Below are 13061 nucleotides of genomic sequence, written 5' to 3'. Positions count from 1 at the left end.
TCCTTGCTATTGCAACCTGTTCAAAGTACCAAATTGACACTCAAGCCCAGCCTTGCCCTCTTTGCCTTAGTCAGTAGCACTGTATGGGCGTCTACCCCTGAACCGGATGTCGAGATTGCCCCCGTGGGCCAGCATCTGGTGGTAAACCTGCCGCAAACCCGCGTGTTGCTGTATCAGGATGGTGTTTTGCTGCGCAGCTACCCGGTAGCGGTGGGCAAGCAGATCACGCGTACGCCCACTGGCAGCTACAGTATTACCGGTATACACCGCGACCCTACCTGGCATGTGCCCAAGTCCATCCAGGCTGAAATGGCCAAAAAAGGCCAGCCGGTGAAAACCGAGGTGCCACCGGGGCCGGAAAACCCGCTGGGCAAGGTGTTCATCCGTTTTGGCGAGCCGCGCCTGGGCCTGGGCTTTCATGGCACCAACCAGCCCGGCAGCGTGCCGGGGGTGCGTAGCCATGGCTGTGTACGCCTGAAAAACGAAAACGCGCTGGCGCTGGCCGATTGGGTGAGCAACGGCGCACAAGTGACCATTGCCTACCAGCCGCTGGTGCTGAACGAAGACGAGGCTGGCGAGCTGTGGCTTACCGCCTACCGTGATATCTACGGCATGAAAGACCCATCCTACCGCCACCTGGCCAATACGCTGCTGGAATGGCAGCGTGACAAATCCAAAGTGCTGCACGGCGCCAGGGTAGATGCGGCGATACGCGAGCGTACCGGCAAGCCGGTGTGCCTGTCGTGCAAGGATGCGGCCACGGCCACGGTAACCGGCGGGCTGAGCATGAAGCGCTGGCTCAGCGTAGACCAGGAGCCGGTGCGGCAGGATGCCACCGTGCCGGTGCAGGGGCGTGCCCTGCAGAGCAAGGCGCCGGTGATGAGCCCGAGCTAGCGCTGCCCGCTGTATAGAAAAAGCCCACCTTCGCGGTGGGCTTTTTGTTTGGCCTGGTGCCGCTAGCACAGGCTGGCGGGTGGCAGGCTGCGCTGGTAGTGCAGCAGGCGGCCACGGTAGGGGGTGCCGTCCCACAGCGGGGCCTCGATCATGCTTTCGCTCAGCGTAAAGCCCAGCAAGGCCATCTGGCGGTGAAACAGGCTGCGGTTGCCACGGTTCGGGTCGATGATGATGACCTGCGCGGCCGGGGCCGCATGCAGGGCAATAAACGCCGCCAGGGTCAGCGGCTGGTCGCGCTCGTACAGCACATCGCTGCCGATGATCAGGTCGAACTCGCCCAGCCCCGGGTTGGTGTGCCCCCAGTTGCCGGTAAGGTAGGGCAGCGGTGGCAGCGCGTTCAGCGCCACGTTGGCCGCCAGAAAGCCGGCGGTCAGCGGGTGGCAGTCGCTGGCGGTGATATTGCCTTCGCGGCGCTGTACTACCAGGCTGGCCAGCCCCAGGCCGCAGCCTATTTCCAGAATGCGTTGTGTGCCCAGCTCCCAGCCTTGCATCAGGTCGGCCAGCTTTTGTGCCGATGGCCATACCAGGCCAAACAATGGCCAGCTGGCTGCGGAAATACCCAGTGCGGCGGCTTCGCCCAGCGGGTCGGCGTATTGCTGGTTATCCAGCAGGGATCGGATGACGAGATCGGGCGCCCCAGCCACGTGAACGTGCTGGGTTTTCACTGCATAGCCTGGCATGGCAAACCTTTGGTGCGGTACGAGCTGGACTCTATGTGCGTCGAACAGACGTCGCGACCAAAGGGCAGAGGCGATGCTTGGGCGATGAGAACATCGGGTAAAGCAGGCGGGAAAAGAGGGGAGACAAGAGCCAGCATGGTAGCACAGTCTGCTCCCGGGTCTGCGCTGGCCTGTTTTGGCATGCTGTGTGGGTAGGTGGGGCCGCATTTGATCCGCGTCAGTTACGGGTAGCCGGGCGGTGCAATACTGAAATCAGCCCGTACAGCACGGTGCTGCCAGGGCTACCAGGACACCGGACACCCGATGAAACCAGCAGACTATCTGATACACATACACCGCCATTGCCAGCAGCTGTTTGACGCCTTGCAGTGCCATATCGTGCAGCAGCAGTGGGCGCAGGCACAGCGCGCCTGCCATGACTTTTGTGCCGAGCTGGACAGCCACTTTGCCGACGAAGAGCAGGTGCTGTACCCACTGTACGAACAGCTAAGCGGCCAGCAGCACGGGCCTACCGAGGTGATGCGCTACGAGCACGAGCAGCTGCGCGAGCTGATGGAAGCATTATTCCAGGCCGTACAGCAGCACGATGCTGCAGTGTGCGGCCCGCTGGCCGGCGTGCTGCAACGCCAGCTACAGCAGCACTTTGACAAGGAAGAAAGCATTCTTTACCCGTTTTGCCAGCTCAGTACCGCGCAGTGGGTGGCGCTGCGCTGGCCGGGCGTGCCACCCGGCTGAACGGTCAGGCGGCTTGCTGCAGCTTGCGCCGTGCTTGCGCCAGGTCCCAGTCGCCCTGCAGATCCAGCCAGAAGCGCGGCGGCAGGCCAAACAGCAGCGATAGCCGCAGCGCGGTATCGGGGGTAATGCTGCGGTGGCCCTGGATGATTTCGTTCAGGCGGCGGCGCGACAGCCCCAGCTGGTTGGCCGCATGCGTTTGCGTGAGGCCGGCCGGGCGCAGAAAGCGGCTGTACAGAAAGCGCCCGGGGGCGATAGGGGTACGGGTGGTCAGGATATTGCGTGCCATGCGGCCAACCTCTGAAAAAATGGCCGGGGTCGCCCCCGGCCCAAACTTACCCACACACTCTACAACTATCGTTTGCCGGCAGCGCGCAGCGTGCCGGCGTAACACAAAAAGCCTGTCGGCAGGCGCTAATCCTTGAACATGCGAAAGCCGCTGATCATGGTGGAGACCATGCTCTGCTTGGACATGATGTCCTCGCGGATGGCGGCGTACACGTGGATCATCACAAACAGCAAAATCGCCCACATGCCCAGGCGGTGCCAGCTGTGCACGTCCAGGCTATTGCCAAACGCCACAATCACCCAGTTAAAGGCGGTATGCGCCCAGCTGCCCTCACCGGTGCCTTCGCCGTATAGCGCAAAGCCGCTGGCGCACATGAACAGCGTGGCCCAGATAAAGCTGGCCATGGCGATCTGGCCTACCGGGTTGTGGCCGATGTATTTCTTGGGGTAGCGCTCGATAAACAGGTACCAGCGGATCTCGAAGAAAAATTCTTTCCACCACGCCTTATCCCACACCGGCACCAGAATGATCTCGCGCGCGTGGTGGTTGCCCACGATAGCCCAATACAGCCGCCCCACCAGCCCCACTGCCAGCACATAGCCGGCAGCAAAGTGGGCAAAGCGGATATAGCCCATCACGTACTGGAAGGTGGCCTCGCCCGGCACGCTGGGTAGCGGCTTGCCAATAAAATAGCCGGTCAGCGACAAGATAATGATGCACAGCACGGTGACCCAGTGCCACAGCCGTACCGGCGCCTCGTACACGTAAACCGACGTTACCTTGCGGCTAACCCCCTGCGGGGCCTTGCCGTCAAAATCATAGCTTTTCATCGCTTGCTCCTGAGTCTTGGGTCACAGCCTGCTACGACAGTGGCGCGGGCTGTGACACGGCTCTGATAAACCGGCAGCGCCGCGGCAGGGGAGTGCAGCCCCCGCCGCGGGCTATTCCGGCGACCGGGCCGCCGCCGGGGTGTGCGGTGGCGGCAGCCGGGTCTGGGGGCGCAGGGTTGGCCGCATGCGGCCAACCTTGGCCGTTAGCGCACCTGTACCTTGACCAGCTCGCCGCCATCGTCGCCGATCACGTGGGTAGAGCAAGCCAGGCAGGGGTCGAAGCTGTGCAGCGTGCGCAGTATCTCCAGCGGCTGGTCTGCCACCGCCATCTTGGTGCCCATCAGCGAGGCTTCGTAGGCGCCGATCTGGCCCTTGTCGTCGCGGGGGCCGGCGTTCCAGGTGGTGGGTACCACGCACTGGTAGCTGTCGATCTTGGTGTTCTCGATTTTCAGCCAGTGGCCCAGCGCGCCGCGTGGTGCCTCGGTAAAGCCCACGCCTTTTACCGACGCCGGCCAGGTGGCCGGGTCCCATTTTTCGACGTTGGCCGTGGCGGTGTCGCCGTTCTTGATATTGGCGATCAGCTGGTCGTAGAAGCTGGCCATCTGGCGTGCGGCCCATACCGACTCCAGCGCGCGCGCGGCGGTGCGGCCGTTGGTGGAGAACATGGCTTCCAGCGGCGCGTTGAAGTGCTTCAGCAGCGCGTCTACCGGCTCCTTGAACTCGGCTTTGTTCTGGTGGTAGCCAATCAGGTAGCGCGCCAGCGGGCCCACCTCCATGGCGTGGCCTTTCCAGCGTGGCGACTTGATCCACGAGTATTTGGCCGACTCGTCCAGCGACTCGATGCGCGTCTTGGTGCCCTTGTGGTTTGGCCCCAGCTCGAATTTGGGCTCGGTAATGCCATCAAACGGGTGCAGGCCTTTTTTGTCGTCACCATAGCTGTACCAGCTGTGGGTAACGAACTCCTGGATCTCGTCCGGCGCGTACAGGTCTACCGGGTGGATCTCGCTGAACTTGCCGTTGATGATGGCGCCACGTGGCAGCAGCAGGTTGGCCGCACTGTAGTCGTTGGCGCGGGCCGGGAAGTCGCCGTAGGACAGCAGGCTCTGGCCGGCCAGGCCGCCGCCGATCTTGAACCACTCGGGGTAGAAGCCGGCAATGGCGATCACGTCCGGCACGTAGACCTGTTCGCAGAATTCGATGGTGCGGTCGATCACCTGTTTCACCAGGTTCAGCCGCTCCATATTGATGGCGCCCACCGCGCCGGTGTCATCCACGTTGATGGCGCACGGCATGCCGCCTACCAGCCAGTTCGGGTGCGGGTTCTTGCCGCCGAAGATGGTGTGGATCTTGACGATTTCTTTCTGGAAATCCAGCGCTTCCAGGTAGTGTGCTACCGCCATCAGGTTGGCTTCCGGCGGTAGCTTCATGGCCGGGTGGCCCCAGTAGCCGTTACGGAACGGGCCCAGCTGGCCGCTTTCCACAAAGCGCTTCAGCCGCGACTGCAGGTCACGGAAGTAGCCGGGGCTGGACAGTGGCCAGCTGGAAATGCTTTGCGCCAGCTCGCTGGTGCGCTTGGGGTCGGCCTTTAGTGCCGATATCACGTCTACCCAGTCCAGCGCGTGCAGATGGTAGTAGTGCACCAGGTGGTCGTGCACGTACAGCGCCGCCTGCATCATGTTGCGGATCAGGTTGGCGTTTTCGGGGATATTGATCTTCAGCGCGTCTTCTACTGCACGAACCGAGGTCAGCGCGTGGGTGCCGGTGCACACGCCGCAGATGCGCTCCACAAACGCCCAGGCGTCGCGCGGGTCGCGGCCTTTCAGGATCACCTCCAGCCCGCGCCACATGGTGCCGGTGGACACGGCATTGGTAATCACATTGTTGCTGTCGAGGTTTACTTCGCAGCGCAGGTGGCCTTCGATACGGGTTACCGGGTCTACCACTACGCGGCGGCCGCTGTTGTCCAGGGTAAAGCCTTGGGTCTGGTAGGCCATTACACGTTCTCCTTGTTCTTGTTCTGGGTGTCATCCAGCGGCTTCAGGTCCTGCTTTTTCAGTACCGTGCTCTTGATGGCGCTGACCGCGGCATGCGCGGCAATGGCAGCGCCCACGCCACCGGCCACGGTCATGCCGATCTGGTCCGCGTTGGCTTCGATACCGAACTGCGGAATGCTGGTGACGCGGTCGTAGAACGAGCCCTTGTCCCAGAAGCCGTCTTCCGAGCAGCCTATGCAGCCGTGGCCGCTTTGCACCGGCCAGCTCACGCCGCCGTTCCAGCGCACGGTGGAGCAGGCGTTGTAGGTGGTGGGGCCTTTGCAGCCCACCTTGTACAGGCAGTAGCCCTTGCGTGCGCCTTCGTCGTCCCAGGTTTCCACAAACTGGCCGGCATCGAAGTGCGGGCGGCGGTAGCATTTATCGTGAATACGCTGGCCGTAGAACATCTTGGGGCGGCCCTGGCGGTCTAGCTCGGGGATGCGGTCGAAGGTGACCATATAGGTAATCACGGCGGCCATCACTTCGGGGATGGGCGGGCAGCCCGGCACCTTGATGATGGGCTTGTCCAGAATCACCTGGTGTACCGGCGTGGCGCGGGTAGGGTTGGGTTTGGCCGCTTGCACGCAGCCCCAGCTGGCACAGGAACCCCAGGCGATCAGCGCCTTGGCGTCGGCCGAGACGCGCTTGAGTTTTTCCACGAAGGGCTCGCCGCCAGGGAAGCAGAACATGCCGTCTTCGTTTAGCGGCGGGTTGCCCTCGATGGCCACGATGTACTCGCCTTTGTGCTTTTCCATGATCTCATCCAGGATGGCTTCGGCCTGGTGGCCGGCGGCAGCCATGATGGTGTCGTCGTAGTCCAGCGAGATCAGCGACAGGATGGCGTCTTTGGCCAGCGGGTGCGCCGAGCGGATAAACGATTCGGTGCAGCAGGTGCATTCCAGCCCGTGCAGCCAGATCACCGGCGTGCGCGGTTTGGTTTCCAGTGCCTGGGCGATGCGCGGCACAAAGGCCGAGCCCAAACCCATCGAGGTGGCGGTGAGGCTGCAGAACTTCAGAAAGCTGCGGCGGGTAACACCCTGGCGCCGCATGGCCTGGTAGAAAGTCTCCATCGTGGTCTCTGCCTTATTCTGTTTTGTAGGGGGGTGGTTACAACATGGGTGGCAGCCTGTTACAAGAAGCGTGCCAGCTTGCGTGGGTGTGCAAGATGCTGTTTTTAATGGTGTTTGTGCGGCACGCTGCAGCAGGGTGGTAAGCGGCTTTGCAGTGGGTGCGGCCAACTGGCTGCCCGCTGTGCGGCCGCCTGTCTGCCGTGCAGGCAAAAAAATACCGGGCAGGCGCGGGGGGCGGCCTGCCCGGCTGTTGTCATGCATAACAACCAGGTTTGGATGGAGGAGTGTGAGCGGCAATACCACTCGTGCAGCCCTCGCCAGGCAAGGGCTGCGCGCGGGGTATTACAGGCTGCCGGCCAGTAGCCAGGCACCGCTGGCGGCAATGGCAGCACCGGTGGCACGGGCCCACAGGCTGGCGCGCGCCAGCAGGGTGCGGCCGGCTACCAGGCCGGCGGCGTGCAGGGCAGCGGTTGCCAGGACAAAACCGGCCATATAGCCGGCCAGGCTGCCAGCGGGGGCTTCGGCACCGTGGGCGTGGCCGTGTACCAGTGCGAAAGCGGCAATCAGCGGCAGGCCGATGCTGGCCGGTACGCGGCTACCGGCTGCAACCATCAGGCCCAGTACCAGTACCGACAGGGCAATACCGGGCTCCACGGCAGGCAGCGCCATACCGGCAGCGCCCAGCAGGCAGCCGCCCAGCATGGCCAGCACAAAGGTGGCGGGCGCGGCCAGGCGTACCTTGCCCTGGTGCGCGGCGGCCCACAGGCCTACGGCCACCATGGCCAGCAGGTGGTCCAGCCCGCCTGTCGGGTGTGCCATGCCGGACAGCAGGTTAAAAGTATCGTTATGGCCGGTGTGGGCCAGCGCGGGCAGGGTGGCCAGGCTCAGGGCGCCAGCCAGCAAGCTGCGGGTCGGGGTCATCGGTGTCTCCAGGTGGGATGCGTGTCTTGCCCGTTTTGGCCCGGGCATGCAGCCGGCACTGCAGGAAGCATGCCAGCTACAGCGCTAGGTAGGCGGGTGGGGCAAGTGGCTGTTTTTCAATGGGATGGTGCTGCGCTGTAACGGCTGGCGTTACAGCCGCTGGCAAGCGGCTTTGCACTGTTGTGGCGGGGATGGCAAGCAGCTTGCCTGTGCGCGGTGTCTGTCGCGGCTATCTGCTTAGTGGGTATGCCAGCCCGGCCAGCGGCCCGTCTTGCCGTACTTGCTGGTAGCCATGGCGCAGATAGAAGTGCAGCGCCGGGCTGTCGGCAAAAGTGCGCAGCCGTATGGCCGTGTTACCGCATAGCCGTGCCAGGGTAGCCAGCTGGGCCAGCGCCATGCCACCCAGCCCCTGGCCACGCAGCGTGGGCACGATATGCAGGTCCCGCAGGTACAGGGCCTGGCCATCTTGCTGGTAGCGCAGCACGCCGGCCAGCTGGCCATGCCAGTACAGCCAGTGGTTACGGGTAGTGGCCAGCTGCAGGTGAAACGCAGCACTGTCCCACTGCAGCGCATGGCGGGCGTAGCAGGGCGCCATGGCCTGCCGGATGAGCTGTTCCATGGCCTGGGCATCGCTGGCGGCTGCCGGGGAAAGGGTGAGTGTCATGGTGTTAGCCGGTTGCAACGCAAGGCATCAACATACATTGGCAGCGCGGTGCGGCCAACCGTGTGGTGGCAATAATATCTGTCACGCTGCTGTCATGTTGCTGCCTTAGATTGGGACCTGCGCGGGTTTTGCATGGTTTGCCGCGTCTCTCCTTATTTGTTTCTGTCCCGTTTCGGATGGTTTGCCCGCCTAGGCGGGCTTTTTTTTAATACGGGGAGAGATGATGCAGGTCTTAAACGCTTGTTTGTCAGTGTGTTAGCCTGACCTTGTTTGTCTTGTCACCTCAAAGGAGTAAGTATGAACGCTGCCAAACGTATCAAGAAACTGATGGACGCCGGGGCCGACCCGCAGCAGCTGGAAACACTGAAACACCTGGCGCTGGCGCTGCAGCTGCAGCAGCCATACGAGCTGCACCGCCTGTACGAGATTGACTACCCGTTTTTCGAGATTGCCATCCAGCTGCTGCAAGACTGGCGCCTGGGGCACCATATCGATGCGCGCAGCAAGCTGATAGAGCGCCTGTTTGGCGAATACCCCGAGCTGATGCTGCCCAGCGAAGCCGAGCAGCACCCCGAGCGGCAGCCCGAGCAGCCCGCCCCCGCCGAGGTTGCGCCTGCCGCCGAGGTGGCAGAGAAGGCAGCACCGGCCAAACGCTCGCGCAGCAAGAAAAAACCGGCTAGCGAATAAACCGCCAGCACGGGCAAAACCCCCTGGCTGCAGCCATGCAGCGCAGGGGGTTTTGTTTTATGGCGTGCCGCTTGCGGCGGTGGGCAGGGTCAGCGTAAAGCAGGCGCCGCCGTCTGCCAGGTTGGCCGCGGCCAGCGTGCCGCCGTGCTGCTCCACAATACCGTAGCTGATCGACAAGCCCAGGCCGGTGCCTTTGCCCACCGGCTTGGTGGTAAAGAACGGGTCGAAGATGCGCGCCAGGTTGGCCGCAGCAATGCCGGGGCCGTTGTCGGCCACGCTTAACAGCACCCGGCCCTGGGCGCTGGCCAGTGTGAGCACCAGCGCCGGAGCCGCCTGGGTCTCTACGGCGTCGTAGGCGTTCTGGATCAGGTTCACCAGTACCTGCTGCAGCTGGTTGGCCGAGCCGGTGACCCACAGCGCGCTCTCCAGCCCGTGGCACTGCACGCTCACGCGGTGCGGTGCGGCCTGGCCCACCCAGTGCAGCGCACGCTGTACCGCCTCGGCCAGGTTTACGCGCTGGCGGGTGTCGGTTTCGATGGCGGAAAAGCGCTTGAGCGCGTCCACAATGGCGCTGCTGCGCTGGGCGCCTTCCATCAGCCCGTCCAGCAGCGACGGCAGGTCGGCCAGCAGGCGGTCTATCTTTAGCTGCTGGCGCAGCGCGCCCGCGTCCGGGTTGGCCGCATGCACCGCAGCCAGATACTGTTGCAGCTTGCCGGCGTAGCGCTGCATGGCGTGGGTATTGCCCACGATAAAGCTGATAGGGTTGTTCAGCTCGTGCGCCACACCGGCTACCAGCCGCCCCAGCGACGCCATTTTCTCGGCCTGCACCAGCTGCGCCTGCGCGGCCTTGAGCGCCTCGTGCGCCTGCTTCAGCTCGGCGTAGGCTTTTTTCAGCTCGCCCACCGGGCGGCCCACCGCCACAAAGCCGCTGTAGCGGCGTTCGCCGTCGTACAGGGCGCTGACGTTCCAGGTTACCGGTATGGCCTCGCCGTTATGGGCGATCAGGGCGATTTCGATATCGCAGCCCTCGGCATTGCCTGCGGCCAACCTTTGCAGCAGCAGCTCGCGCTCGGCCTCGCCCGGCACCAGGTCGGTGAGCTTGCAGGCGGTGAGCAGGCTTTCGCTCAGCCCGGTTAGCGACACCATGGCGCGGTTCACCTGGCGCACCTGGCCCAGGGTGTCGCACACCACCATCACGTCGGTCATGGCTTCCAGCACGCCTTCGGTAAAGCGGTGCGCGTCGGCCAGCTCGCGGTGCTTGGCTTCCAGCGTTTCCTGCGATTGCACCAGCTCGGTGTACACCTGGTCCATGCGGCGTATCACGTCGATCCAGGCTTCTTCGGCCAGCTCGCCGCCCAGGCGGGTGGCTTCGGCACTGCTGCTGAGTTTGTCGGGCATGGCTTTGCTCGTTTCTCTGTCTATCAGCTTTTTCTGTGAGCCGTGTGAATAGGGCCGGATGGTTGACGGACGATAGTGAATCCGCGCTGCGGATGGTGATGAACATAGCCGGTTCCGCCCGGCGGACGGGGTACTTTCTTTTGCTTCGCCAAAAGAAAGTACCCAAAGAAAAGGCGACCCGGGGCTGCTCGAAACCCCGCGCCTAACGGCCCGCCCCAGGCGCCGCCGAACTCGCCCCTTGCTAACGGCGCGGGGCTCAAACAAATCGGCGTCTTAAACCCTGGGGCAAACCGTTTTGCCCGGCTCGCGCCAACGGGATGGGGCACATGGCTAAGGTGTCTGTATTCGCTCATGGGGTAAAACCTGTCCTACTGCACCGTGCACACCTGGCACGGGTCGAAGCTGCGCACGATGTGCTGCACCGCCAGCGCCTGCGCGTCGTCGGCCACGGTACCCAGCAGGGCGGCTTCCAGCGGGCCGGGCTGGCCGTGGCTATCGCGCGGCGAGAAGTTCCAGGTGGTGGGCGCGATGATCTGGTAGCGCTGGATGCGGCTGCCGTCCAGCGTGACCCAGTGGCCCAGCATGCCGCGTGCGGCTTCGGTCAGGCCTTCGCCACGGGCGTACAGCGGGTGGGCGGGCAGGGCGGTCTGGAACGGCGCGGCCAGCTCGATGGCGGCCAGCCAGCCCTGCATCTGCAGCACCAGCAGCGCCATTTCGCGCACCCGTGCCAGCACGCGGGTGTACACGGTGCTGCCTTGCGCCTGCACCAGCGCAGTGGTCAGCCGGTCGCGGCGCAGCAGGGCGCGGGCGATGGCGCCGGTTTGCGCCGGCTGCCCGGCCAGCCGTGGTGCTTTGCTCCAGCTGTAGGCGTCGGTTTTGTCCGGCACCGGCAGGGTGTCGTCGTCAAACGGGTGGGTGGGGCCGTAGTCCACCAGCCAGGCGTGGCGGCTGTGTTCGCGGATCTGCGCGGTATCCAGCACGTCGGTTTTGCCCTGCTGCCACACCCCGGCGGGCGACCAGGCGCTGCCACCTTCGCCTTCCAGGTAGGCCGGGCCGGCAATCAGCGGCGCGTCGCAGCGGCCCAGTGCGGCCAGGCCCAGGCTATCGGCCAGCTGCAGAAAACGCGCCAGGTCGGCTTGCGGCTGGCGGGCGGCGTAGTCGGCCAGCGCCGCGGGGCTGTCCCAGGCGGCCACCTCTTGCAAGGGCACCCCGTAGGTGTGTTGTTCCAGAAAGCGGCGAAACGCCGCCAGCCACTGCCCCAGCCGCACGCGTTCGGCAGCGGTAACGGTGCGGCTGACACCACCAGGCTGGATCACCATGGAGTGCGGCCAGTGCCCGGCCAGCGTGCCCATAAAGCGCATCAGCGTGGCGCGTGCGGCCAACATGGGGGCGTGCGCGCTGCCTTCTACCGCCTTGAAGCGGGCGCGGATATCGGCGTGCCAGCCGTGGCCGGCGTAGGCGTCGCGGGCAAAATCCGGCATGAAAAACAGGTAGAAGTGCGACAGGTGGTCGGCCACGTTTTCTACAGCGTGGATCAGGTTGGTCACGCGTTCGCCGTTGGCCGGCGGGGTCACGTTGTACAGCTGTGCCAGCGCCCGCGCAGCGGCCACCGACTGCGATACCGAACAGATGCCGCAGATGCGCGGCACAATGGCCAGCGCGTCCATGGCCTGGCGGCCTACCAGAATGCGCTCGAAGCCGCGAAACAGCCCGCTGGTGGCCTCGGCGGCGGCCACCTTGCCATCTTGCAGATCCAGCGTCAGGGTGAGGTCGCCTTCCACACGGCCCAGCGGGCCCAGTATGCGTCGTGTCATGGGGTGTTCTTTTTGGGGAGCGAGGGCGGCATGGTGATGCGGTCCTGCGTGGCGTTAACCTTCACCCGCGTGGGTGTGGCAGATTTGGACAGCGTGGACAGCGCCACAAACCAGGCCTTGGGCATGTCGGTCGGCAGGCCCACCGGGAAGCCGGCAATCTTGGGCGTCTCGAAAAACGCGTGGCCGGGGTCGGCAAAGTCTGGCGCGGTGCAGTTGATGCACGGGTAGCCGCCGGTCAGGCAGGAGCCTTCGCCGTTCCAGGTGCGGATATTGCAGTCGGCGTGCGCCTGCGTGCCTTTGCAGCCGACAAACTCCATCAGGCAGCCCTGCTGGCCGGGCGCTTCGGCGCTGGCCTTGAATTCGTAAAACTCGTTTTTGTCGCAGCCGTGGTGCACCAGCTTGTCGGCGTAAAAACGCGGCCGGCCCAGCGGGTCCAGGTCGCTGGCGCGCAGCGCGTCGGCAGCCAGCAGCGCCAGCGTTTCCAGCACCCAGCCGGGGTGGGTGGGGCAGCCGCTGATGTTCACTACCGGCAGGCCGCTGCTGCCGGCAAAACCATCGCCCAGCAGGCCGCCGGGCTGGCTGCCCTGCCACGCCAGCCCGGTGGCACCGGTCAGGTTGTCGCCCGCGGCGGTAATGCCGCCGTAGGCCGCGCAGGTGCCCACCGCCACCACGTAGCGCGCGCGCGCGGCCAGCGCGGCGATCTGCTGGTAGTAGGGCTGGTGTGCGGCACCGCTGATATGGAAGCGCCCGTCGGCGCCCAGCATCACCGAGCCTTCCAGGCACAGGATGTCGATACCGTCTGCGGCCAACCCCGCCAGCAGCGGGGCCACCTCGTCGCCGCTGGCCTCGGTCAGCGACGGGTGGTAGGCCAGGCGGATGCCGCTATCGGCCAGCGCGGTGAAAAAGTCGGGGCTTTCCGCGCACAGCGCCGACAGCGTACAGCCGCCGCAGCCGCCGCTTTGCAGCCACACCAGGGTAGCGGGTTTCAT

At 64.6% G+C, this 13061-nt stretch carries 13 protein-coding genes; 3 read left to right on the top strand and 10 right to left on the bottom strand.

Features of this window, described 5'->3' with window-relative positions; translation table 11 throughout:
• The first annotated feature begins 123 nt into the window (after positions 1–123).
• Entirely contained in the window at positions 124–894 is a 771-nt protein-coding gene (locus tag FLQ44_RS01235) for a L,D-transpeptidase (protein WP_147692701.1), read from the top strand.
• Positions 895–956: 62 nt separating this feature from the next.
• Here the strand turns inward: FLQ44_RS01235 and FLQ44_RS01230 are convergent, their stop codons facing one another.
• The gene (locus tag FLQ44_RS01230; RefSeq protein ID WP_170252705.1) at positions 957–1634 is read right to left on the bottom strand and encodes a class I SAM-dependent methyltransferase; all 678 of its coding nucleotides are present in this window, start codon (positions 1632–1634) and stop codon (positions 957–959) included.
• Positions 1635–1937: 303 nt separating this feature from the next.
• Between FLQ44_RS01230 and FLQ44_RS01225 the strand changes: the two genes are divergently transcribed.
• A complete protein-coding gene (locus FLQ44_RS01225; protein WP_147692699.1) occupies positions 1938–2369 on the top strand; it encodes a hemerythrin domain-containing protein in 432 nt (143 codons plus the stop codon).
• A gap of 4 nt (positions 2370–2373) precedes the next feature.
• Here the strand turns inward: FLQ44_RS01225 and FLQ44_RS01220 are convergent, their stop codons facing one another.
• The 6 genes from FLQ44_RS01220 to FLQ44_RS01195 form a co-directional block, all read right to left on the bottom strand.
• Positions 2374–2655, bottom strand: coding sequence for a HigA family addiction module antitoxin (locus tag FLQ44_RS01220; RefSeq protein WP_147683761.1), 282 nt, complete (start codon positions 2653–2655; stop codon positions 2374–2376).
• 125 nt (positions 2656–2780) lie between these two features.
• Positions 2781–3485 (bottom strand): Ni/Fe-hydrogenase, b-type cytochrome subunit, encoded by a 705-nt coding sequence (gene cybH / locus FLQ44_RS01215; protein ID WP_147692698.1) that lies wholly within the window; start codon positions 3483–3485, stop codon positions 2781–2783.
• Between the two features lie 203 nt (positions 3486–3688).
• A complete protein-coding gene (locus tag FLQ44_RS01210; RefSeq protein ID WP_147692697.1) occupies positions 3689–5479 on the bottom strand; it encodes a nickel-dependent hydrogenase large subunit in 1791 nt (596 codons plus the stop codon).
• A complete protein-coding gene (locus tag FLQ44_RS01205; protein ID WP_147692696.1) occupies positions 5479–6588 on the bottom strand; it encodes a hydrogenase small subunit in 1110 nt (369 codons plus the stop codon). Before FLQ44_RS01205 ends, FLQ44_RS01210 begins: the two co-directional genes overlap by 1 nt.
• Before the next feature lie 342 nt (positions 6589–6930).
• Positions 6931–7509 (bottom strand): HupE/UreJ family protein, encoded by a 579-nt coding sequence (locus FLQ44_RS01200; protein WP_147692695.1) that lies wholly within the window; start codon positions 7507–7509, stop codon positions 6931–6933.
• A gap of 229 nt (positions 7510–7738) precedes the next feature.
• Positions 7739–8173, bottom strand: a complete 435-nt coding sequence (locus tag FLQ44_RS01195) for a GNAT family N-acetyltransferase (RefSeq protein WP_147692694.1) — start codon at positions 8171–8173, stop codon at positions 7739–7741.
• A 297-nt stretch (positions 8174–8470) separates the two neighbouring features.
• Between FLQ44_RS01195 and FLQ44_RS01190 the strand changes: the two genes are divergently transcribed.
• On the top strand, positions 8471–8860 hold the full coding sequence (locus tag FLQ44_RS01190) for a hypothetical protein (protein ID WP_147692693.1): 390 nt from the start codon (positions 8471–8473) through the stop codon (positions 8858–8860).
• Positions 8861–8917: 57 nt separating this feature from the next.
• On the opposite strand, the gene FLQ44_RS01185 is transcribed toward FLQ44_RS01190, so the two are convergent.
• From FLQ44_RS01185 to FLQ44_RS01175, 3 genes are all read right to left on the bottom strand, one after another.
• Positions 8918–10258, bottom strand: a complete 1341-nt coding sequence (locus tag FLQ44_RS01185; RefSeq protein WP_147692692.1) for a PAS domain-containing sensor histidine kinase — start codon at positions 10256–10258, stop codon at positions 8918–8920.
• 368 nt (positions 10259–10626) lie between these two features.
• Positions 10627–12072, bottom strand: a complete 1446-nt coding sequence (locus tag FLQ44_RS01180) for a nickel-dependent hydrogenase large subunit (RefSeq protein ID WP_147692691.1) — start codon at positions 12070–12072, stop codon at positions 10627–10629.
• Complete coding sequence (locus FLQ44_RS01175; RefSeq protein ID WP_147692690.1) at positions 12069–13061, bottom strand: NADH-quinone oxidoreductase subunit B family protein; 993 nt, start codon at positions 13059–13061, stop codon at positions 12069–12071. The genes FLQ44_RS01180 and FLQ44_RS01175 overlap by 4 nt, the downstream gene beginning before the upstream one ends.

This window comes from Vogesella mureinivorans, from assembly GCF_007644035.1.
Classification (GTDB): domain Bacteria; phylum Pseudomonadota; class Gammaproteobacteria; order Burkholderiales; family Chromobacteriaceae; genus Vogesella; species Vogesella mureinivorans.
Note: the sequence above shows the minus strand (reverse complement) of the source record. Positions and strands in the feature narration are given on the sequence as shown.